Raw genomic sequence first — 21,305 nt, forward strand, 5'->3', positions numbered from 1 at the left:
GGTGACTCCGGGTGGGTTATCTGTACTTTATGATTGTAGATAGCCCAGGCGAGTTCCATCACTGACTAAACAGTTTCAACCTTTAACAGCACGCCTTCCTGGCTAACCACCCGTACTTGAGCCCCTACAGGGCTGTCCGGGCCGGCCACCATCCATACGCCATCGCCGACCTTTACCTTGCCCCGGCCGTCAACGATCGCCTGATGCACCACGAACGTGCGGCCGATAAGCTCCGAGCCACGCTCGTTCAGCCCCGGCTGGTCACTGGCCTTGGCGCTGCTGCGCTGGCGCCTCCACCAGTACACCGCCGTGACAATCGACAACACGGCAAACAACAGCAGTTGCCACTCCAGCCCCAGAGGCGGCACCAGAAACTTGATCACCCCCACGGCCGCCGCTGCGATACCCATCCACAACAGGTACCCACCGGCGCCGAACACTTCCAGTATCAGCAGTACCGTGCCCAGCGCGAGCCAATCCCAAAACGACAGATGCTGCAGGAAATCCCACATGGCGCTGGCCTCAGCCTTTCTTGTTGTCGAACGTAGCCTTGACGATCTCGCCGATACCGCCGACCGCACCGATCACCTGGCTGGCCTCCAGCGGCATCAGGATGACCTTACTGTTGTTGGCCGATGCCAGCTTGCCCAGGGCGTCGATGTATTTTTGCGCGACGAAGTAGTTGATGGCCTGCACGTTGCCGGTGGCGATCGCTTCGGAAACGACTTGGGTCGCTCGAGCCTCGGCTTCAGCCTGACGCTCGCGGGCTTCAGACTCCAGGAACGCCGCTTGGCGCCCACCTTCGGCCTCGAGAATCTGTGCTTGCTTCTTGCCTTCAGCGGTCAGGATCGCCGACGCCCGCAGGCCCTCGGCCTCCAGGATCTGGGCACGCTTGATCCGCTCGGCTTTCATCTGGCCCGACATGGCGGCCATCAGGTCGGCGGGCGGGCTGATGTCCTTGATTTCGATACGGGTGATCTTGATCCCCCAAGGTGCGGTGGCTTCGTCCACGGTCCTCAGCAGCTTTTCGTTGATACCGTCACGTTGGCTGAGCATGGCGTCCAGTTCCATGGAGCCGAGCACGGTACGGATATTGGTTTGCAGCAGGTTGCGGATGGCGTGCTCGAGGTTGTTGACCTCGTAGGCGGCCTGGGCGGTATTGACCACCTGGAAGAAGCACACGGCATCGATTTGCACGGTGGCGTTGTCGGCGGTGATGACTTCCTGGGGCGGGATATCCAACACGCTTTCCATCACGTTGATCTTGCGACCGATGCGGTCCATGACCGGAATGATGATGTTCAGGCCAGGCTTTAGAGTGTTGGTGTAGCGACCGAAGCGCTCGACCGTCCACTGGTAACCCTGTGGGACGACCTTGAAACCCATGAAGAGAATGGCGATGGCCAAACCCACGAAAAGAAGCAGTACGGTTCCGATCTGCATAGCGATTCCCTATCTGGAGATGTCAGTAAAACGACGTTCGGCCGATTGTAACGGCGTTGCCACCGATAAGAACGTTTTCACCGTGTAACAAACAAAGGATTTGTTACTGAATCCCCAGGGGTCACCCGCAGCACTTCCGCCATCGTGGTCAGCCCCGCTTCGACTTTTTGCAGGCCGGCCATGCGCAGGCTGCACATGCCTTGGGCCACCGCGGCCTGGCGCAGGGCCTGCACGTCGGCGCCGGGCGTGATCAGCACTTTGAGTGCTTCGTTCAATACCATGATTTCGTAAACGCCGGCCCGTCCCCGATAACCACTGTTTCGACATTCAACGCACCCGACAGCCTCGTGGGCCTCACCCCGTGCGCGCTTGCAGTGCGGGCACAGCACCCGCACCAACCGTTGCGCCATGACGCCCAGTAACGTGGCCTTGATCAAATAATGAGCAATGCCCAGCTCCTGCAGGCGGCTGATGGCGCTGGGGGCATCGTTGGTGTGCAGGGTCGACAGCACCAGGTGCCCGGTCAATGCGGCCTGGATCGCCATTTCGGCGGTCTCCTGGTCGCGGATCTCGCCGATCATGATGATGTCCGGATCCTGGCGCAGCAGGGCGCGGATGCCGCTGGCAAAGGTCAGGTCGATGTTGTGCTGCACCTGCATCTGGTTGAATGCCGGCTCGACCATCTCGATCGGGTCTTCCACCGTGCACAGGTTGACCTCCCGGGTCGCCAGTTGCCTGAGCGTGGTGTAGAGCGTGCTGGTCTTGCCGGAGCCGGTCGGGCCGGTGACCAGGATGATGCCGTTGGCCTGGCCCGTCATGGCGTGCCAGCGGTGTTGGTCATCAACGGACAGGCCCAACTGATCAAAGCCCTTGAGCAGCACCTGTGGATCGAAAATCCGCATCACCAGTTTTTCGCCAAATGCGGTGGGCAGGGTGCAAAGGCGCAGCTCGACTTCCACCCCTGCCGGGCTTTTGGTCTTGACCCGGCCATCCTGGGGCCTGCGCTTCTCCGCGACATTCATGCGGCCCAGGCTTTTCAGGCGGCTCACCACAGCCATCGTGACCTGGGGTGGAAACTGATAGACGTCATGCAGCAGCCCATCGATGCGAAAGCGCACACGGCCCTGTTCTCGGCACGGCTCAATGTGGATGTCACTGGCGCGCTGGGCGAAGGCGTATTGCAACAGCCAGTCGACGATATTGACGATATGCGCGTCGTTGGCATCCGGCTCCTGGTCGCTGGCGCCGAGGTTGAGCAATTCGAAATTGCCAGGCGTCGCAACCTTTTGATCTGCACCGCTGACGGATTTGGCCAGTCGGTAAAACTCGCCGATACAGCGTGTTATGTCCTGGGGGTTGGCGACCACGCGCTTGATCGAACGCTTGAGCACCTGCGCCAACCCGGCCTCCCAACAGGTGATGTAAGGCTGGGCGCTGGCGACGGTGACGGTCTGCGCATCCACCGCCACCGCCAGGATGGCGTGGCGTTGGGCGAATGCGTGGGACATCAACGGCACCACCGTCGCGACGTCGATCCTCAATGGGTCGATACGCAGGTAGGCTTGCCCGGCATGCCGGGCAAGCCATTCGGTCAGGGTTTCCAAGTCGGGCCCAAGGGCGGCGATGCGTTCCAGGGGGTGCTGGGTATTGCTGGTCGGCAGCGCCGACAAGCGCTGCGCGAGCTCGGGGGTGATGAGTTTCCCGTCGACCAGGGCCGGTAGCAGTTGATGCAGTTCCAAGCGTTGATCAGCGGGCATTTAAGGTGTTCCTGGGTGGCAGTGGGCGTAAATCCCAGACTAGCCAACCCGTGAATATCCTCCTCCCAGCGTGTATTGCAGGTTTTTACCGAACGATTGCCACCACTGTTTGCCAGTATTGCGCGGACCCTGTGTGCGGGCTTGCTCGCGAAAGCGGTCTATCCGTCACAGATGTCCCGACTGACACGGTGCTTTCGTGAGCAAGCCCGCTCCCACACTTTGATCGAGGTGCCCTTTGGATTACAGACGCAGCAAGGTCTTCCAGGCACGATTCTGATACACCGCAATCGCCTGGTGCATCCGCGCATCCAGGCTCTCATCGGTGATCGGCTGGTTGGCCAGGAGCGCCAACTTGTTCAACTCGCCGTAGAGGCGGTCCAATTCCGGAATGTCGACGACGTGACGCGCATGGTGCAACCAGGCCTGGATGCGTTCGATGCGCGGCAGTTGCTCGGCCAGGTCTTCGGGCTGTTGCTGGTAGCGCGGCAGTTGCAGGGCGACAGCATCGTCGGCCAACAGGCGCGGCAGCCAGTTGGTGATTTGTGCAGCGCCCTGGCGGTTGCCGCGCACGTTGCGGTCGGCGGTCCAGGTACGTGCCAGCAGCCAGCGCGACGCGGTCAGTGAGAACAGGCCCCAGCGCACGTCTTCCAGCTCTTCGGCGAACTGTTCCGGCGCTGCTTTGCGAATGTCTTCGTCATCGTCACCGGCTTGTACCAGTGGGCGCCAGTCTTCCAGCAGGGCATCGAGGGCGCTGCGCAGTTCGCTGGTGGATTGGCGCGGTGCCGCTTGGCCGAGGCTGCCGATCAGGGCGCGCAGTTCGCCGAGGGTGTCGACCCAGTCTTGCAGCAGGCGCCAGTGACCATTGAAACGATATTGCTCGGCCAGGCGCTGGCTGCTGCCCAGCAAGTGCCACATGATCGCAGCGAAGGCGTCGTCCAACGGCATTTCGGCGTGGATCTGCGGCGCCGGCAGGCTCAGCGAGTAGCTGTCGGCGTCGTACAGGCGATAGCCGCGCTCGGCCTTGCTGATGTCGCATGGCATCAGGGCCAGGGTCGCGGCCAGTTCGGCGGCCAGTTCCAGCAGGGCAGCCGGTTCGCCTTCGCGCAGTTCCAGTTCCAGCTCGCAGATTTCTTCCTTCTGCTTGCCGATCACCACGTGGCCCAGGTCCAGGGCGGCTTCGATCACGACTTTGGCCTTGCCACGGCCCCAGGCGATTTCGGCGCGTTCACGCACAAAGTCGGTGGTGAAGATCGGCTTGAGGGTCTTTTTGTCCAGTTCGGCCAGTTGCTCGGGCCAGCATTCGCCGTCGAGTTTCTTCACATCGAGCTTGGCTTTGGGCAGTTCCCAGTTGTATTCGTTACGTTCCGACAAACCGGCAACGCTCTGGCCGCGGGTCTTGAGGGTCTGGATGATATCGTCACCGTCCTTGCGCAGGCGCAGGGCGACTTTGGCCTGGGCCAGGTCGCGCTCGGGGGTGTCGAAATATTGGTTCATCAACTCACGGCGTTCCCAGCCACTTTTGTTGCGTTTTTTCAGTAGCGGGTGCTCACGCAGCGCGGCAAGTGTTTCGCGGCTGACGCGCAGCTTTATTTCGGTTTCTTTATGCATGGCCGGAAAATCCAGGATCGGGAGCGCAGCCGGGGAAAAGTGTGGCTGCCAAGGTCGTGCAGTGTACAGGACTGAGCCCGGCAACGCGCCGCAACGGTTTATTGTGGCGTGCAGATGGTTCTATAGTGGGCTTCATCCGGGAACCAGGGAGACCGCGCATGCCGTTACCGTCTATGCAAGAGCAGTTCGCCGCACTGATTGCCGCGCCGTCGGTCAGTTGCACCCAAGCGTCTCTCGACCAGAGTAACCGCCCCGTCATCGACTTGCTCGCCGGTTGGTTGGGGGACTTGGGGTTCGCCATCGACATACAGCAGGTCAGCCCCGGCAAGTTCAACCTGCTCGCCAGTTTCGGCAGCGGGCCGGGTGGGCTGGTGCTGGCCGGCCATAGCGATACCGTCCCCTACGACGCCGCACTGTGGAAGACCGACCCGCTCAAGCTGACGGAAGTCGACGGCCGCTGGGTAGGACTGGGCAGCTGCGACATGAAGGGTTTTTTCGCATTGATCATTGAAGCCGTGCTGCCGCTGCTGGACCAGCCATTCAAGCAGCCACTGCTGATTCTCGCGACCTGCGATGAAGAAAGCTCCATGGCCGGCGCCCGCGCGTTGGCCGACGCTGGGCGCCCGTTGGGCCGCGCTGCCGTGATTGGCGAGCCGACCGGGCTCAAGCCGATTCGCCTGCATAAAGGCGTGATGATGGAGCGCATCGACATCCTCGGCCAGAGTGGCCATTCGTCGGATCCGCGCCTGGGTCACAGCGCCCTTGAAGCCATGCACGACGCCATTGGCGAACTGCGTGGCCTGCGCCTGGCCTGGCAGCGCGAGTACCGCAACCCGCAATTCAGCGTGCCGCAGCCGACCCTGAATTTGGGCTGCATCCATGGTGGTGACAATCCCAACCGCATCTGTGGCCAGTGCTCCCTGGAGTTCGACCTGCGCCCCCTGCCGGGCATGGACCCCGAGGTGTTGCGCGCGGCCATCCGGCAGAAGCTCGTGCCCTTGGCCGAGCGCCATCAGGTCAAGATTGACTACGCGCCGTTGTTCCCCGAAGTGCCGCCGTTCGAGCAGGCTGAAGATGCCGAGCTGGTGCGGGTGGCGGAACGTTTGACCGGCCATCGTGCCGAAGCAGTAGCGTTCGGCACCGAAGCGCCTTATCTTCAGCGCCTTGGGTGTGAAACCCTGGTACTCGGCCCTGGCGACATCGCCTGCGCGCACCAGCCGGGCGAGTACCTCGAAATGTCACGCTTGACGCCTACAGTGCGTCTATTGCGGGAACTGATCGAACATTACTGCCTGAAACCCGCATAAATTAACCCCTGCCTGTTCGTACATAAAAGGAGAGTGAGCGTGTCGCCAAGCCTGTTCCGACGATAACCATCAGCCCGCCGTGCGCTTTCACGATTCATCCTTTTTCGGCTGCTTTTTATTACAGGCCCAGGTTCTATGCCCGACTACGTTAATTGGCTTCGTCACGCTTCCCCTTACATCAATGCCCACCGCGACTGCACCTTTGTCGTCATGCTGCCCGGCGACGGTGTGGAACACCCCAACTTCGGCAATATCGTCCACGACCTGGTGCTGCTCCACAGCCTTGGCGTGCGGCTGGTGCTGGTGCACGGTTCGCGCCCGCAAATCGAAGTGCGCCTCGAGGCGCGCGGCCTCACTCCGACTTACCACGAAGGTATGCGCATCACCGATGCGGCGACGCTGGAGTGTGTGATCGACGCGGTCGGCCACCTGCGTATCGCCATTGAGGCGCGCCTGTCGATGGACATGGCCTCGTCGCCGATGCAGGGTTCGCGCCTGCGCGTGACCAGCGGCAACTTCGTGACCGCACGGCCCATCGGCGTACTGGACGGAGTGGACTACCACCACACCGGCGAAGTGCGCCGGGTAGACCGTAAGGGCATCAACCGCCTGCTGGACGAGCGTTCCATCGTTTTGCTGTCACCGCTGGGCTACTCGCCCACGGGTGAGATCTTCAACCTGGCCTGCGAAGACGTCGCCACGCGCGCCGCCATCGACCTGGGCGCCGACAAATTGCTGCTGTTCGGCGCTGATCTTGGCCTGATCGACGAAAACGGGCGCCTGGTGCGCGAACTGCGCCCGCAACAAGTACCGGCCCACCTGCAACGTTTGGGCAGCAACTACCAGGCTGAATTGCTCGACGCCGCCGCGCAGGCTTGTCGCGGTGGAGTAGGGCGCAGTCATATCGTCAGCTACGCCGAAGACGGCGCCTTGCTCACCGAGCTGTTTACCCGTGACGGCGGCGGCACGCTGGTGGCCCAGGAACAGTTCGAATTGGTGCGCGAAGCGGCGATCGAGGACGTGGGCGGCTTGCTCGACCTGATCAGCCCGCTGGAAGAGCAGGGCATCCTGGTGCGCCGCTCGCGAGAGGTGCTGGAGCGCGAGATCGAGCAATTCAGCGTGGTGGAGCGCGAAGGCATGATCATCGCGTGTGCGGCGCTGTATCAGATCGCCGATTCGGACGCGGGTGAGCTGGCGTGCCTGGCGGTGAATCCGGAGTACCGGCACGGCGCCCGTGGTGATGTGTTGCTCGAACGTATCCAGACCCGTGCCCGGGCGCAGGGTTTGAAGACCTTGTTCGTGCTTACCACCCGCACTGCCCACTGGTTCCGTGAGCGCGGGTTTGAGCCGAGCAGTGTGGATCGCCTGCCATCGGCGCGGGCGTCGCTGTACAACTACCAGCGTAACTCGAAGATTTTCGAAAAGGCCCTCTAAGGGCCCAGGCCTGGCCTGTGTGGGGAGCTGGCTTGCCTGCGATAGCGTCACCTCGGTCGAACTGAAAAACCGAGGCGTCTGCATCGCAGGCAAGCCAGCTCCCACAGGGAATCGCATTTATTCCGCGATTTTCGGCCCAAGGCTTCCCACCCATGCTTCAGAACTATTGATCCAGGCCGATACGATGGGCAGGGCGAGAGGGGATTCGGCTGGCCGCTGCTGAACTGGACGGCTTTGACACCAAAAGAAACTATTAGTGACATAAAAACTGTAACAAATTGACGGGAGGATATGTGTTTCGCGATGATGCGTCGCCTTCCGGACCTTGGGTGATGTACGCAGCATCGCCACACTGGGCGACTCAAAAAATAAAAAATACCTTTTAGGAATTAGCTTTTGGCGTGGTTCGTCTAGGCTGACTGACTTGCGTCATAAAAATACTTATTCCTAAAGGGTATGAAAAAGAAAGAAACAATTCTTTTTGGGTGTATGAAAAACTCATTACCCTGCAGGGACCAAATCAACTGCAGTTAGACGAAGGTAGTAGACACACAAGGTTACGATTGACTTGGTGGTCACTATCCGGTGCTAATCGCGCATCTGTGGATCGAGGGCGTCAGACCCGAGACCGAAGAAATACAAAAATTAGAAACGAGAGGAGCGGTACATGAATAAGTCCACCTTGGCTTTGGCTGTAGCTTTGGGCGCAATCGCCCAGCAAGCAGGCGCTGCCGGTTTTATCGAAGACAGCAAGGCGACACTGGGGCTGCGTAACTTCTACATCAACACGGATAACCGTGACGACGCTACCAAAGCGGCCGGCGCGCAGAACAAGCAAGAAGAATGGGGCCAAGCCTTCGACCTGCGTTTCATCTCGGGTTACACCCAAGGTACTGTGGGCTTCGGTATTGACGCTATCGGTCTGCTGGGCGTGCGTCTGGATTCGGGCGGCGGCACCAACGGCGCTAGCGGCAAGACTGCTACCAACTACGGTTCTTACGGTGGCACGGTTTTCCCGAGCAAATCCAACGGCGAAGCTGTTGATAACTACTCCAGCCTGGGCCTGACCGCCAAAGCCAAGATTTCCCAGACCGAACTGAAATTGGGCACGTTGCAACCTAAGTTGCCCGTTATCGTGACTAACGACGGCCGTCTCCTGCCGCAGACTTTCCAAGGTGGCCAGATCACTTCGGGCGACATCAAGGACCTGACGCTGGTTGCCGGTCAGATCGAAAAGGCCAAGGGTCGTAACTCCAGCAACGTTGAAAACCTGTCCATCGCGGGTGCCAACGGGCGTACTGCCTCTGGTCGCGACAGCAACAAGTTCTACTATGCTGGCGGTGACTACAAAATCACCAAAGACCTGACTGCCCAGTATTACTACGGCAATCTGGATCAGTTCTACAAGCAACACTTCCTGGGCCTGCTGCACAACTGGGCCATCGGTCCTGGCGTGTTGAAAACCGACTTGCGTTACTTCAACAGCCGCTCTGATGGTAACAACAGTAACGATGCTAACTACTTCACCAGCGGTGACTACGGCACTAACGCCGCGGGTAACAACATCACCAAAGGTAAAGTCGACAACAACCTGTACAGCGGCCTGTTCCTGTATTCGGTGGCAGGTCACACTTTCGGTGGTGGTTACCAGGTCAGCAATGGCGACAGTGACTTCCCGTTCTTGAACCAGGGCGATGGGGCGTCGGCTTACCTGACCACTGACTCGCAGATCTCCAAGTTTGCCCGTGCTGGTGAACGTACCTGGCAGGCTCGCTACGCCTACGACTTCGCCAAGATTGGCGTACCCGGCCTGACCGCTGGCGTCGTTTACCTGCGTGGCGACAACGTCGATACCCGCGGTGCCGTCGGTGCTACCACACCACAACGGACTGTGAACTCCAATGGCGCGAACGAGTGGGAACGTGACATCACTGTTGCCTACGTCGTACCAGAAGGTCCACTGAAGAACGTTGGTGTTGCTTGGAAAAACGCAATGTGGCGCAACGACATTGCCGGCCAGCGCAATCAGGACGAAAACCGTCTGATCGTCAGCTACTCGCTGCCACTGTTCTAGTAGCGTAAAGCGGTTGTAACTGTATAAAACCTTGCCCGGTGCAACACCGGGCAAGGTGTCTTGCCTTCAAGTCGGGCTAAACCCCCGCAAGCCCTTCCTGACCCCTCTGTACAACGTATCAAGGCCTTCTCAAACCTTGAAACCGATCGTGCTCTTCGTCTTTGCCTGCGTCCAATGAACAGATTTTTAATATTCCTTTATCGTCTAGATAAATCGATATTTATTCTTTTTAAATAATCCCCGTTGCATGCACAGTGGGCTCCATAAGCACTCACCAGGAGCCACACCATGAGCCTAAGACTGGGCGATATCGCCCCCGACTTCGAACAGGATTCCAGCGCCGGCAAAATTCGTTTCCACGAATGGCTGGGCGATAGCTGGGGTGTGCTGTTTTCCCACCCAGCAGACTTCACCCCGGTGTGCACCACTGAGCTTGGCTTCACCGCCAAGCTCAAGGACGAGTTCGCCAGGCGTGGCGTCAAGGCCATCGCGCTGTCAGTCGACCCGGTGGACTCGCACCACAAGTGGATCGAAGACATCAATGAAACCCAGCATACCGTGGTCAACTTCCCGATCCTGGCGGATGCCGACCGCAAGGTGTCCGACCTGTACGACCTCATCCACCCGAACGCCAGTGACACCCTCACCGTACGCTCCCTGTTCGTGATCGACCCGAACAAGAAGATCCGCCTGACCATCACCTATCCGGCCAGCACGGGCCGCAACTTCCACGAGATCCTGCGGGTGATCGACTCGTTGCAGCTGACCGACAACCACAAGGTCGCCACCCCCGCCAACTGGCAGGACGGCGATGAAGTGGTGATCGTGCCGTCGCTCAAGGACGAGGAAGAGATCAAGCGACGCTTTCCGAAGGGGTATCGCGCCGTGAAGCCTTACTTGCGTCTCACCCCGCAACCTAATCGTTGACACAGAACCCCTGTGGGAGCGGGCTTGCTCGCGAATGCGGTGGGTCAGTCGATACAGGTGTGACTGACCCACCGCATTCGCGAGCAAGCCCGCTCCCACAGGTTTGACCGCATTTCAATTCTCACATAGCAGGGGTTTTCAGGCCGTTTCGACGGCCTTTTTTTTCGCCCGATGATTCACGGAACTAATATGCATTTAAAGAATAACCAAATGAAAAAATAAGATTTATAGATATATAAATCTGCTGATATGGTCTGTTCCATCTTGGCGCCATCGCCACACAGCGAACCGCCGACACCCGCTCAAGGAATTCCTGCATGTTGGTCGTAACACTTGGAGGCAGTCCCAGTCAGCGTTCCCGCTCCGGGGTGCTGCTGGAAAAAACCCGTCAGTGGTTGCAAGACAAAGGCGTAGAGGTGGTGAGTTACCAGATACGCGACTTTCCGGCGCAAGACCTGCTGCACGCGCGCTTCGACAGCCCCAAGGTCGTCGACCTGCTGCAACAGGTGGCGAACGCCGACGGCCTGGTGATCGCCACGCCGGTGTACAAGGCTTCGTTTTCCGGCGCACTGAAGACCGTGCTCGACCTGCTGCCCGAACGCGCCCTGGCCCACAAGATCGTGTTGCCGATGGCGACCGGCGGCAGCATCGCCCACATGCTGGCGGTGGACTACGCCTTGAAGCCGGTTCTGTCGGCGCTGAAAGCCCAGGAATTGCTCCACGGTATTTTTGCCGAAGACAGCCAGATCGCCTATGGCGAAGGCAGCGTCCAGGCGCAGTTGGTTCCGGTGCTCGAGCAGCGTTTGCACGAGGCATTGGAAACGCTCTACAGCGCCATGGCCCGCCGCCCGCAACCGCTGGACCCGAATGCGTTGAATGACCGTTTATTGACTGCTCGCTGGAGCATTTAAGCCTTACCCGAAACCTGGAAAAACCCTCACCTTACTCAGCCGCCAACGGCCAAGCAGGTGCAGCCAAAACCCTCATCGCATTTTTGGAGAGAGCGCCATGCGCACTGTCATCTTGCGTCGTGGTCTGGTCGCACTGTTTGCTGCGGCTGTGTCCTTCGGCGTCATTGTTCAAGCTCAAGCGGCCGAGACCTTGCGTATCGGTTATCAAAAGTACGGCACGCTGGTGTTGCTCAAGGCCAAGGGCACCCTGGAAAAACGCCTGGCCGCCCAGGGCGTGAACGTGCAATGGACCGAGTTTCCTGGCGGCCCGCAATTGCTCGAAGGCCTGAACGTCGGCTCCATCGACTTTGGCGTGACCGGCGAAACGCCGCCGGTCTTCGCCCAGGCGGCCGGTGCCGACCTGCTCTACGTCGCCTACGAGCCGCCGGCGCCGACCAGTGAAGCGATCCTGGTGCCCAAAGACTCGCCGATCAAATCCGTGGCCGAGCTCAAGGGCAAGAAAGTCGTGCTCAACAAAGGCTCCAACGTGCACTACCTGCTGGTGCGTGCCCTGGAAGACGCCGGCCTCAAATACACCGACGTGCACACCGTGTTCCTGCCGCCCGCCGATGCGCGTGCCGCGTTCGAGCGTGGCAGTGTCGACGCCTGGGTCATCTGGGACCCGTACCAGGCTGCCGCCGAGAAACAGCTGCAAGCGCGCACCCTGCGCGATGGCACCGGCATCGCCGACAACCATCAGTTCTACCTGGCAACCAAGCCCTATGCAGAGCAGCACCCTGAAATCGTCGCGGCGCTGGTGGAAGAAGTGCGCGCCGTGGGCGAATGGGCCAAGGCCAACCCCGAACAAGTCACCGCGCAGGTAGCGCCGCTGCTGGGGCTGCCCGCCGATGTCACCTTGACCTCAATGAAGCGCCAAGGCTTCGGTGCGGTGTTCCTGACCCCGGCAGTGGTCGCCGCCCAGCAGAAAATTGCCGACACCTTCTACCAGCTCAAATTGATCCCCAAGCCCTTGAGCATCAAGGACGTGATCTGGACACCGCCCGCCGCCGTGGCTAAAGCGCCGTAATCCGACTTTTTCAGGAGACAACTCCATGAGCCTCAATATTTTCTGGTTCCTGCCTACTCACGGCGACGGCCATTACCTCGGCACCGCCGAAGGCGCTCGCGCCGTCGATCACGGTTACCTGCAGCAAGTGGCCCAGGCCGCCGACCGCCTGGGTTTCGGCGGGGTGCTGATCCCTACCGGGCGCTCCTGCGAAGACTCCTGGCTGGTGGCTGCGTCGCTGATCCCGGTGACCCAGCGTTTGAAATTCCTCGTCGCGCTGCGCCCCGGGATCATTTCCCCGACGGTGGCCGCGCGCCAGGCCGCGACCCTGGACCGGTTGTCCGGCGGCCGCGCGCTGTTCAATCTGGTCACTGGCGGCGACCCGGAAGAGCTGGCCGGCGACGGTTTGTTCCTCAACCATGAAGAACGCTACCAGGCCTCGGTGGAGTTCACCCGCATCTGGCGCCGTGTGCTCGAAGGCGAAACCGTGGACTACGACGGCGAGCACATCAGCGTCAAAGGCGCCAAGCTGCTCTACCCGCCGATCCAGCAGCCCCGTCCGCCGCTGTACTTTGGCGGTTCCTCCGAAGCGGCCCAGGACTTGGCCGCCGAACAGGTTGAGATGGTGCTGACCTGGGGCGAGCCACCGGCCGCCGTCGCGGAAAAAATCGCCCAGGTGCGAGCCAAGGCCGCGAAGCTTGGGCGCACCGTGCGCTTCGGTATTCGTTTGCATGTGATCGTGCGCGAAACCAACGCCGAAGCCTGGCAAGCCGCCGACAAACTGATCTCCCATGTGGACGATGAGACTATCGCCCGCGCCCAGGCGTCGTTGTCGCGCTTTGACTCGGTGGGCCAGCAACGCATGGCCGCCCTGCATGGCGGCAGCCGCGACAACCTGGAAGTCAGCCCCAACCTGTGGGCCGGTGTCGGCCTGGTACGCGGCGGTGCCGGTACCGCGCTGGTAGGCGATGGCCCAACCGTAGCGGCACGGGTCAATGAGTACGCGGCGCTGGGCATCGACACGTTTATTTTCTCCGGTTATCCACACCTGGAAGAGTCGTATCGGGTCGCCGAGCTGCTATTCCCACACCTGGACGTCGAACGTCCCGAGCTGCCAAAGGGCGCCGGGTATGTGAGCCCGTTCGGCGAGATGGTGGCCAACGATATCCTTCCCAAAGCTGCGTCGCAGAGCTGAGGCAGCGCCATGAATGTTGAAAAACTAAGCCATCGTGTGGCGCCCTGGATCTTGCCGATTCTGCTGCTGGCGGTGTGGCAGCTGTCGGTGTCGGCGGGCTGGTTGTCGACACGCATCCTGCCGGCACCCAGTGCGGTGATTGAAGCGGGCGCCAACCTGATAGCCAGCGGTGAGATCTGGACGCACCTGGCCATCAGCGGCTGGCGCGCGGGCCTGGGTTTTGTGATCGGCGGCAGCATCGGCCTGGCCTTGGGTTTCATCACCGGCCTGTCGACGTGGGGTGAACGCCTGTTGGACAGCTCGGTGCAGATGATCCGCAACGTGCCGCACCTGGCGCTGATTCCCTTGGTGATCCTGTGGTTCGGCATCGACGAGACGGCGAAGATTTTCCTGGTCGCGCTCGGCACGCTGTTCCCGATTTACCTGAATACCTACCACGGCATCCGCAACGTCGACCCGGCGCTGGTGGAAATGTCGCGCAGTTATGGCTTGTCCGGCTTCAGCCTGTTCTGGCAAGTGATCCTGCCGGGCGCGCTACCGTCGATCCTGGTGGGCGTGCGGTTTGCCCTGGGCTTCATGTGGCTGACGCTGATCGTTGCGGAAACCATCTCCGCCAGCTCGGGCATCGGTTACCTGGCGATGAACGCGCGTGAATTCCTGCAAACCGACGTGGTGGTGCTGGCCATCGTGATGTACGCCATCCTCGGCAAGCTCGCCGACCTGGCGGCGCGCGGCCTGGAACGTGTGTGGCTGCGCTGGCATCCGGCTTATCAAGGCAACAAAGGAGGTGCGGCATGACAGCTCAACAACCCCCGCGCCTGCTCAAGGGCATTCCCTTGGCGGTACGCAAACTGCGCAAGGCCTTTGGCGCGCGCGAAGTGCTCAAGGACATCGACCTGCACATCCCTGCCGGCCAGTTCGTGGCGGTGGTCGGGCGCAGCGGTTGCGGCAAAAGTACCTTGCTGCGCCTGCTGGCAGGCCTGGACAAAGCCAGCGGCGGTGAGCTGCTGGCCGGTTCCGCGCCGCTGGCCGAGGCAATCGCCGACACGCGGTTGATGTTCCAGGAGGCGCGCCTGCTGCCGTGGAAAAAAATCATCGACAACGTCGGCCTGGGTCTTAAAGGCAACTGGCGGCCTAAAGCCCTGGACGCCCTGGAAGCGGTCGGCCTGGCCGAGCGGGCCAATGAGTGGCCGGCGGCGCTGTCCGGTGGGCAGAAGCAACGCGTGGCCCTGGCCCGCGCCTTGATCCACCAACCGCGCCTGCTGTTGCTCGATGAGCCGTTGGGCGCGCTGGATGCCCTGACCCGTATCGAGATGCAGCAACTGATCGAAAACCTCTGGCAGAAACACGGTTTTACCGTGTTGCTGGTGACCCACGACGTCAGCGAAGCGGTGGCGATTGCCGACCGCGTAATCCTGATCGAAGACGGCGAAATCGGCCTCGACCTGATCGTCGACCTGCCACGCCCACGGGCCCGCGGCTCGCACCGCCTGGCCGCGCTGGAAGCCGAAGTGCTCAACCGTGTGCTGTCTCTGCCCGGCACGCCGCCGGAACCTGAACCTGTTTCACCGCTGCCGACGCAATTGCGTTGGGCTCAATAACTCACACAGGAAAACACCATGACTATCAAAGCCATCAACGTACGCAACCAGTTCAAGGGCACCATCAAGGAAATCGTCGAAGGCGACGTGCTGTCGGAAATCGATGTGCAGACTGCGTCCGGCATCGTCACGTCCGTGATCACTACCCGCTCGGTCAAGGAGCTGGAGCTGGTGATTGGCAGTGAGGTGATTGCCTTTGTGAAATCCACTGAGGTGTCGATTGCCAAGTTGTGATTGGCGTTGCCCTTGAGGCCCACATCGCGGGCAAGCCCGGCTCCCACATTGACCGCATTTCAAAGGTGAAACTCGGTCAATGTGGGAGCTGGCTTGCCTGCGAAGAGGCCAGTCCGGCCAGTACAAAACTCAGCGCTTAGGCAAATACGCCGGCAAATAAAGCCCCACATACGCATCAAACACCCGCATCCCTTCCTCCGCCATGCGCGGCGTGATCAGCCCATGCTGATGCATCGAGCGCGCATAGACGCGGTCGCTCAACTCCAGCGCCAGGGCAAACACATCCACATCGCTCGGTAGCGTTGGCACTTCGAAGTGACGGTTGAACACCTCCAGCATCAAGTCCCCCAACTCCAGGTCATGCTGACGGTCGGCCTGGGTGACCTCGGTGAGCCCGTGCTGCGCCAGGATCAACTGGCGTGCGGCGGCGTCCTGGTCGTAGATGACGAGCATGCGCTGCTCGACGATGCAGGACACATCGCGCCAGTGCTTGAGTGAATCATGCTCGATGGGCGCCTGGATCGCGGCGCGGAAAGCGGCGTGCACATCGGCGGTCAATGCTTCCAGGAGCGCCGGAACGCTGGCGAAAAAATGATACACCGACGACGGCGGAATCTGCGCCCGCTCGGCCACGCTGTAGATCGACAAACTCGCCACGCCTTCGGTGGCCAGCAAGGTGCGGGCCGCGTCGAGGATCGCGTCGATCCGCGCCTGGCTGCGGGCACGGGGTTTGCGAGGGGCGGGGCGGGTGGTCATGGAAGTCTCCTACAAGGCAGCGGGCATTGTATGAGCAGGAATCTGTGTTGTCTGCCAGGACGCCATCGCAGGCAAGCCAGCTCCCACACTTGAATGCATTCACAAATCAAATGTGGGAGCTGGCTTGCCTGCGATGAAGCCACTGCGGTCTACCGGAAGAAACCCATAAAAAAACGCCGCTGACCCAAGTCAGCGGCGTTCCTCTACTGCTGCAACCGCTTACACGGTATGCAGGTACCAGTTGTACTCAAGGTCGGAGATGGAGTGTTCGAACTCCTCCAGCTCACTTTCCTTACAGGCCACAAAGATATCGATGTATTTAGGATCGATGTACTTGGCCATCACTTCGCTGTCGTCCAATTCGCGCAGTGCATCACGCAGGTTGTTCGGCAGGCTTTGTTCGTTCTGCTCGTAGCTGTTGCCTTCCACCGGTGCGCCAGGTTCGATCTTGTTGGTCAGACCGTGGTGCACGCCTGCCAGGACCGAGGCCATCAGCAGGTAGGGGTTGGCATCGGCGCCGGCCACGCGGTGTTCGATACGTACGGCATCGGACGAGCCGGTCGGTACGCGAATCGCCACGGTACGGTTATCCAGGCCCCAGCACGGCGAGTTCGGCACGTAGAACTGTGCGCCGAAACGACGGTAGGAGTTCACGTTAGGGCACAGGAACGCCATCTGGGCGGGCAGGGTCTCGAGCACACCGCCGATCGCGTGACGTAATGCGGCGTTCTGCTCGGGATCCTCGCTGGCAAAGATATTCTTGCCGTCCTTGTCCAGAATGGAGATGTGTACGTGCAAACCGTTGCCTGCCTGGCCCGGGTAAGGCTTGGCCATGAAGGTGGTGTCCATCTCATGGTCGTAGGCGATGTTCTTGATCAGGCGCTTGAGCAGTACGGCGTAGTCGCAGGCCTTGATCGGGTCGGCCACGTGGTGCAGGTTCACTTCGAACTGCGCCGGGGCACTTTCCTTGACGATGGCGTCGGCCGGGATGCCTTGTTCCTTGGCGCCTTCCAGAATGTCCTGGAGGCAGTCGACGTATTCGTCGAGGTCGTCGATCAGGTAGACCTGTGTCGAGTGCGGGCGTTTGCCCGAGATCGGCGAGCGCGGCGGTTGAGGGCGGCCGTTCACGTTCTCCTGGTCGATCAGGTAGAACTCGAGCTCGAAGGCAGCGCAGATGGTCAGGCCCATGTCGTCGAACTTGCTGACGACTTGGCGGAGCACTTCGCGCGGATCGGCGAAGAAGGGTTCACCTTCCAGTTCGTGCATGGTCATCAGCAGTTGCGCGGTAGGGCGCTTTTGCCAGGGCTCATTGCACAGGGTGTCGGGGATTGGATAACAGATTCGGTCAGCATCACCGATGTCCAGGCCCAGGCCGGTGCTTTCCACCGTAGAGCCGTTGATATCCAGGGCAAATAAAGAGGCAGGCAGGTTAATGCCCTTCTCGTAAACCTTGTGGAGGCTGGTGCGTTCGATGCGCTTGCCGCGCACCACACCATTCATATCCGCAATTAGAAGGTCTACGTACAGAACCTCAGGATGATCCTTAAGGAACGCGTTCGCTTCGTTAAGCTGAACGGCACGCGGGGGTACCGACATGATGCAACACCTTTGTTGTTAAAAATATCAATCATTGATCTTTTCTGGTTTCAGTCAACCCGAACGGCATGCCGAAGTCAAGCGAGGGCTTTTTTGCCCTAAAAAAGCGCCACGAAGGCTTTTTTGGGGCTTTTTGGGGCGGTTTTTTGGGTTTGAAGGTCTTGGGACTCGCAGGCTTGAGCGGCCCGTGTTGTATTTTTTACGGGGGTGTTGTGTAAAAAAATGAACAAGGCTAAGCTCGATTCAAACCCATAACAGCAATAATACCGGGGTGCTTCATGTTTCTCCTGCCGCCGCCTGGCGTCTTGGCCTGCTCCAGACAGGCTGTGTCACCCGTTCATCCTTCCCGCGTAAATGCCCGCGAACCGGCCAATATTCTTGACGCCCGGGCCGACCTCTTTTTTACCTCCTCATTCTGCGCCGAACCGCCTGAGCCCACTACGCTGCTCAAAATTACGCACAACGTTGGCGTGAGGAATGCAACGTTGCAGCAAATGGCAGGTAAGCTCCTACCCTGAATGAAAAAACGACGCGGATGCTGCGTCAACCAACGCCTGGCCTTTAATGGATGCCAGGAAACCCAGCCCAGAGGCATTTATGAGTAACAACCTCGACCAGCTCACCGATTGGTTGAAAGACCACAAGATCACAGAAGTCGAATGCATGATTGGCGACCTCACCGGCATCACCCGGGGCAAGATCTCGCCGACCAACAAGTTCATCGCCGAAAAAGGCATGCGCCTGCCCGAGAGCGTTCTGTTGCAGACCGTGACCGGGGACTATGTCGAAGACGACATCTATTACGAATTGCTCGACCCGGCGGACATCGACATGATCTGCCGCCCCGACCAGAACGCGGTGTTCCTGGTGCCCTGGGCCATCGAGCCGACCGCCCAAGTGATCCACGACACCTACGACAAGCAAGGCAACCCGATCGAGCTGTCGCCGCGCAACGTGCTCAAGAAAGTCCTCAAGCTCTACGCTGATCGCGGCTGGCAGCCCATCGTCGCGCCGGAGATGGAGTTCTACCTGACCAAGCGCTGCGAAGACCCGGACTTCCCGCTGCAACCGCCAATTGGCCGTTCCGGTCGCCCGGAGACCGGTCGCCAATCCTTCTCTATAGAAGCGGCCAACGAATTCGACCCTTTGTTCGAAGACGTCTACGACTGGTGCGAACTGCAGGAGCTGGACCTCGACACCCTGATTCATGAAGACGGCACCGCGCAGATGGAAATTAACTTCCGTCACGGCGATGCCCTGTCCCTGGCCGACCAGATCCTGGTGTTCAAGCGCACCATGCGTGAAGCCGCGCTCAAGCACAACGTGGCCGCCACCTTCATGGCCAAGCCCATGACCGGCGAGCCTGGCAGCGCGATGCACTTGCACCAGAGCATCATCGACATCACCACCGGCAAGAACGTCTTCTCCAACGAAGACGGGAGCATGAGCCAGCTGTTCCTCAACCACATTGGCGGCCTGCAGAAATTCATTCCCGAATTGCTGCCGTTGTTCGCCCCCAACGTGAACTCATTCCGCCGCTTCCTGCCTGACACCTCGGCGCCGGTGAACGTGGAGTGGGGCGAAGAAAACCGCACTGTCGGCCTGCGCGTACCGGATGCCGGCCCGCAGAACCGGCGGGTGGAAAACCGCCTGCCGGGCGCCGACGCCAACCCGTACTTGGCGATTGCCGCCAGCCTGCTGTGCGGCTACATCGGCATGGTTGAAGGCCATAACCCGAGCGCGCCGGTGGTGGGCCGTGGTTACGAGCGCCGCAACCTGCGCCTGCCGTTGACCATCGAAGACGCTCTGGAGCGCATGGAAAACAGCAAGACCATCGAGAAATACCTGGGTCAGAAGTTCATCACAGGCTACGTCGCGGTCAAGCGGGCCGAGCATGAAAACTTCAAGCGCGTGATCAGTTCGTGGGAGCGGGAATTCCTGCTCTTCGCCGTCTGATGCGCCGGGCGCGCTGTGGGAACAGTGCGCCCTTCACTGAAAAGTCTAGGAGAGTGGTATGTCCAGCAACAACCCGCAAACCCGTGAATGGCAAGCCTTGAGCAGCGATCACCACCTGGCGCCGTTCAGCGACTTCAAGCAATTGAAGGAGAAAGGCCCACGCATCATTACCAAAGCCCACGGCGTTTACCTGTGGGACAGCGAAGGCAACAAGATCCTCGACGGCATGGCCGGCCTGTGGTGCGTGGCGATCGGTTACGGTCGCGATGAACTGGCTGACGCCGCCGCCAATCAGATGAAAGAACTGCCGTATTACAACCTGTTCTTCCAGACCGCTCACCCGCCGGTGCTGGAACTGGCCAAGGCCATTTCCGATATCGCGCCTGCCGGCATGAACCACGTGTTCTTCACCGGTTCCGGCTCCGAAGGCAACGACACCATGTTGCGCATGGTCCGCCACCACTGGGCGATCAAGGGCCAGCCCAACAAGAAAACCATCATCAGCCGCAAGAACGGCTACCACGGCTCCACCGTGGCCGGCGCCAGCCTGGGCGGTATGACCTACATGCATGAGCAGGGCGACCTGCCGATCCCTGGCATCACCCACATCGCCCAGCCGTACTGGTTTGGCGAAGGCGGTGACATGAGCCCTGAGGAATTCGGCATCTGGGCGGCCAACCAGCTGGAAGAGAAAATCCTCGAACTGGGCGTGGACAGCGTCGGTGCCTTTATTGCCGAGCCGATCCAGGGCGCCGGTGGCGTGATCGTTCCGCCTGCTAGCTACTGGCCGCGCATCAAGGAAATCCTCACCAAATACGACATTCTGTTTGTCGCCGATGAAGTGATCTGCGGTTTCGGCCGCACCGGTGAGTGGTTCGGTAGCGATTTCTACGACCTCAAGCCCCACATGATGACCATCGCCAAGGGCCTGACCTCGGGTTACATCCCCATGGGTGGCCTGATCGTGCGCGATGAAGTGGTGGCCGTACTGAACGAAGGCGGTGATTTCAACCACGGCTTCACCTACTCCGGCCACCCGGTGGCCGCTGCGGTGGCGCTGGAAAACATCCGCATCATGCGCGATGAAAAGATCGTCAGCCGCGTTCACGACGAAACGGCACCGTATTTGCAGAAGCGTCTGAGGGAATTGGCGGATCATCCGCTGGTGGGCGAAGTGCGCGGTGTGGGCATGCTCGGTGCGATCGAGCTGGTGCAGGACAAGGCCACGCGCAAGCGTTATGAAGGCAAAGGCGTGGGTATGATTTGCCGCAATTTCTGCTTCAATAACGGCCTGATCATGCGCGCGGTGGGCGACACCATGATCATTTCGCCGCCACTGGTGATCAGCAAGACCGAAATCGACGAGTTGGTGACCAAGGCGCGTACATGCCTGGACCTGACCTTGGCGGCATTGCAGGGCTAAGTGCTAGTCTGCGCCTGCGGCAAATAACGCAGGCTGTG

18 protein-coding genes are annotated in these 21,305 nt (G+C 60.3%); 12 read left to right on the forward strand and 6 right to left on the reverse strand.

What is annotated here, in order from left to right; all coding sequences use genetic code 11:
* Positions 1-65: 65 nt before the first annotated feature.
* The 4 genes from H0Z09_RS01810 to H0Z09_RS01825 form a co-directional block, all read right to left on the reverse strand.
* A complete protein-coding gene (locus H0Z09_RS01810; RefSeq protein WP_186686566.1) occupies positions 66-512 on the reverse strand; it encodes an NfeD family protein in 447 nt (148 codons plus the stop codon).
* Positions 513-522: 10 nt separating this feature from the next.
* Complete coding sequence (locus H0Z09_RS01815; RefSeq protein ID WP_046381704.1) at positions 523-1,443, reverse strand: SPFH domain-containing protein; 921 nt, start codon at positions 1,441-1,443, stop codon at positions 523-525.
* A 77-nt stretch (positions 1,444-1,520) separates the two neighbouring features.
* The gene (locus H0Z09_RS01820; RefSeq protein ID WP_186686568.1) at positions 1,521-3,200 is read right to left on the reverse strand and encodes a GspE/PulE family protein; all 1,680 of its coding nucleotides are present in this window, start codon (positions 3,198-3,200) and stop codon (positions 1,521-1,523) included.
* 240 nt (positions 3,201-3,440) lie between these two features.
* Positions 3,441-4,808 (reverse strand): CYTH domain-containing protein, encoded by a 1,368-nt coding sequence (locus tag H0Z09_RS01825; protein WP_186686569.1) that lies wholly within the window; start codon positions 4,806-4,808, stop codon positions 3,441-3,443.
* A 158-nt stretch (positions 4,809-4,966) separates the two neighbouring features.
* On the opposite strand from H0Z09_RS01825, the gene argE reads away from it, so the two are divergent.
* The 10 genes from argE (at position 4,967) to H0Z09_RS01875 (ending at position 15,536) form a co-directional block, all read left to right on the forward strand.
* Positions 4,967-6,115 carry an acetylornithine deacetylase gene (gene argE, locus H0Z09_RS01830; RefSeq protein ID WP_186686570.1) on the forward strand — a complete coding sequence of 383 codons (1,149 nt, stop codon included), beginning with the start codon at positions 4,967-4,969 and terminating at the stop codon, positions 6,113-6,115.
* Positions 6,116-6,250: 135 nt separating this feature from the next.
* Positions 6,251-7,549 (forward strand): amino-acid N-acetyltransferase, encoded by a 1,299-nt coding sequence (argA, locus tag H0Z09_RS01835; protein ID WP_186686571.1) that lies wholly within the window; start codon positions 6,251-6,253, stop codon positions 7,547-7,549.
* A gap of 667 nt (positions 7,550-8,216) precedes the next feature.
* A complete protein-coding gene (locus tag H0Z09_RS01840; protein WP_186686572.1) occupies positions 8,217-9,623 on the forward strand; it encodes an OprD family porin in 1,407 nt (468 codons plus the stop codon).
* A 288-nt stretch (positions 9,624-9,911) separates the two neighbouring features.
* Positions 9,912-10,550 carry a peroxiredoxin gene (locus H0Z09_RS01845; RefSeq protein ID WP_186686583.1) on the forward strand — a complete coding sequence of 213 codons (639 nt, stop codon included), beginning with the start codon at positions 9,912-9,914 and terminating at the stop codon, positions 10,548-10,550.
* A 317-nt stretch (positions 10,551-10,867) separates the two neighbouring features.
* The gene (ssuE, locus tag H0Z09_RS01850) at positions 10,868-11,461 is read left to right on the forward strand and encodes an NADPH-dependent FMN reductase (RefSeq protein WP_186686586.1); all 594 of its coding nucleotides are present in this window, start codon (positions 10,868-10,870) and stop codon (positions 11,459-11,461) included.
* Between the two features lie 97 nt (positions 11,462-11,558).
* Positions 11,559-12,527, forward strand: coding sequence for a sulfonate ABC transporter substrate-binding protein (locus H0Z09_RS01855; protein ID WP_186686588.1), 969 nt, complete (start codon positions 11,559-11,561; stop codon positions 12,525-12,527).
* Positions 12,528-12,552: 25 nt separating this feature from the next.
* Complete coding sequence (gene ssuD / locus H0Z09_RS01860; RefSeq protein WP_076951945.1) at positions 12,553-13,701, forward strand: FMNH2-dependent alkanesulfonate monooxygenase; 1,149 nt, start codon at positions 12,553-12,555, stop codon at positions 13,699-13,701.
* A 9-nt stretch (positions 13,702-13,710) separates the two neighbouring features.
* On the forward strand, positions 13,711-14,499 hold the full coding sequence (gene ssuC, locus H0Z09_RS01865; RefSeq protein ID WP_186686590.1) for an aliphatic sulfonate ABC transporter permease SsuC: 789 nt from the start codon (positions 13,711-13,713) through the stop codon (positions 14,497-14,499).
* Positions 14,496-15,302: an aliphatic sulfonates ABC transporter ATP-binding protein gene (ssuB, locus tag H0Z09_RS01870; RefSeq protein WP_186686591.1), complete on the forward strand. Its 807-nt coding sequence runs from the start codon at positions 14,496-14,498 to the stop codon at positions 15,300-15,302. Before ssuC ends, ssuB begins: the two co-directional genes overlap by 4 nt.
* Positions 15,303-15,320: 18 nt before the next feature.
* Positions 15,321-15,536: a TOBE domain-containing protein gene (locus H0Z09_RS01875; RefSeq protein WP_003213899.1), complete on the forward strand. Its 216-nt coding sequence runs from the start codon at positions 15,321-15,323 to the stop codon at positions 15,534-15,536.
* A 129-nt stretch (positions 15,537-15,665) separates the two neighbouring features.
* On the opposite strand, the gene H0Z09_RS01880 is transcribed toward H0Z09_RS01875, so the two are convergent.
* Together H0Z09_RS01880 and H0Z09_RS01885 are read right to left on the reverse strand one after the other, a co-directional pair.
* Positions 15,666-16,292 carry a TetR/AcrR family transcriptional regulator gene (locus H0Z09_RS01880; RefSeq protein WP_186686593.1) on the reverse strand — a complete coding sequence of 209 codons (627 nt, stop codon included), beginning with the start codon at positions 16,290-16,292 and terminating at the stop codon, positions 15,666-15,668.
* A 219-nt stretch (positions 16,293-16,511) separates the two neighbouring features.
* Entirely contained in the window at positions 16,512-17,888 is a 1,377-nt protein-coding gene (locus H0Z09_RS01885) for a glutamine synthetase family protein (protein ID WP_003176781.1), read from the reverse strand.
* Between the two features lie 597 nt (positions 17,889-18,485).
* Here H0Z09_RS01885 and H0Z09_RS01890 point away from each other — a divergent pair.
* Both H0Z09_RS01890 and H0Z09_RS01895 read left to right on the forward strand, forming a co-directional pair.
* The gene (locus H0Z09_RS01890) at positions 18,486-19,844 is read left to right on the forward strand and encodes a glutamine synthetase family protein (RefSeq protein WP_076951940.1); all 1,359 of its coding nucleotides are present in this window, start codon (positions 18,486-18,488) and stop codon (positions 19,842-19,844) included.
* 58 nt (positions 19,845-19,902) lie between these two features.
* Positions 19,903-21,267, forward strand: coding sequence for an aspartate aminotransferase family protein (locus tag H0Z09_RS01895; RefSeq protein WP_186686595.1), 1,365 nt, complete (start codon positions 19,903-19,905; stop codon positions 21,265-21,267).
* Positions 21,268-21,305 lie beyond the last annotated feature (38 nt).

The sequence above is a fragment of the Pseudomonas sp. SWRI18 genome (assembly GCF_014268345.1).
Taxonomy (GTDB): domain Bacteria; phylum Pseudomonadota; class Gammaproteobacteria; order Pseudomonadales; family Pseudomonadaceae; genus Aquipseudomonas; species Aquipseudomonas cedrina.

What these genes read in the sequence shown, in the direction of transcription:
- H0Z09_RS01810 (WP_186686566.1), bottom strand. Translation starts at nt 512, where the DNA reads ATGTGGGATTTCCTGCAGCATCTGTCGTTTTGGGATTGGCTCGCGCTG.
- H0Z09_RS01815 (WP_046381704.1), bottom strand. Translation starts at nt 1,443, where the DNA reads ATGCAGATCGGAACCGTACTGCTTCTTTTCGTGGGTTTGGCCATCGCC.
- H0Z09_RS01820 (WP_186686568.1), bottom strand. Translation starts at nt 3,200, where the DNA reads ATGCCCGCTGATCAACGCTTGGAACTGCATCAACTGCTACCGGCCCTG.
- H0Z09_RS01825 (WP_186686569.1), bottom strand. Translation starts at nt 4,808, where the DNA reads ATGCATAAAGAAACCGAAATAAAGCTGCGCGTCAGCCGCGAAACACTT.
- argE (WP_186686570.1), top strand. Translation starts at nt 4,967, where the DNA reads ATGCCGTTACCGTCTATGCAAGAGCAGTTCGCCGCACTGATTGCCGCG.
- argA (WP_186686571.1), top strand. Translation starts at nt 6,251, where the DNA reads ATGCCCGACTACGTTAATTGGCTTCGTCACGCTTCCCCTTACATCAAT.
- H0Z09_RS01840 (WP_186686572.1), top strand. Translation starts at nt 8,217, where the DNA reads ATGAATAAGTCCACCTTGGCTTTGGCTGTAGCTTTGGGCGCAATCGCC.
- H0Z09_RS01845 (WP_186686583.1), top strand. Translation starts at nt 9,912, where the DNA reads ATGAGCCTAAGACTGGGCGATATCGCCCCCGACTTCGAACAGGATTCC.
- ssuE (WP_186686586.1), top strand. Translation starts at nt 10,868, where the DNA reads ATGTTGGTCGTAACACTTGGAGGCAGTCCCAGTCAGCGTTCCCGCTCC.
- H0Z09_RS01855 (WP_186686588.1), top strand. Translation starts at nt 11,559, where the DNA reads ATGCGCACTGTCATCTTGCGTCGTGGTCTGGTCGCACTGTTTGCTGCG.
- ssuD (WP_076951945.1), top strand. Translation starts at nt 12,553, where the DNA reads ATGAGCCTCAATATTTTCTGGTTCCTGCCTACTCACGGCGACGGCCAT.
- ssuC (WP_186686590.1), top strand. Translation starts at nt 13,711, where the DNA reads ATGAATGTTGAAAAACTAAGCCATCGTGTGGCGCCCTGGATCTTGCCG.
- ssuB (WP_186686591.1), top strand. Translation starts at nt 14,496, where the DNA reads ATGACAGCTCAACAACCCCCGCGCCTGCTCAAGGGCATTCCCTTGGCG.
- H0Z09_RS01875 (WP_003213899.1), top strand. Translation starts at nt 15,321, where the DNA reads ATGACTATCAAAGCCATCAACGTACGCAACCAGTTCAAGGGCACCATC.
- H0Z09_RS01880 (WP_186686593.1), bottom strand. Translation starts at nt 16,292, where the DNA reads ATGACCACCCGCCCCGCCCCTCGCAAACCCCGTGCCCGCAGCCAGGCG.
- H0Z09_RS01885 (WP_003176781.1), bottom strand. Translation starts at nt 17,888, where the DNA reads ATGTCGGTACCCCCGCGTGCCGTTCAGCTTAACGAAGCGAACGCGTTC.
- H0Z09_RS01890 (WP_076951940.1), top strand. Translation starts at nt 18,486, where the DNA reads ATGAGTAACAACCTCGACCAGCTCACCGATTGGTTGAAAGACCACAAG.
- H0Z09_RS01895 (WP_186686595.1), top strand. Translation starts at nt 19,903, where the DNA reads ATGTCCAGCAACAACCCGCAAACCCGTGAATGGCAAGCCTTGAGCAGC.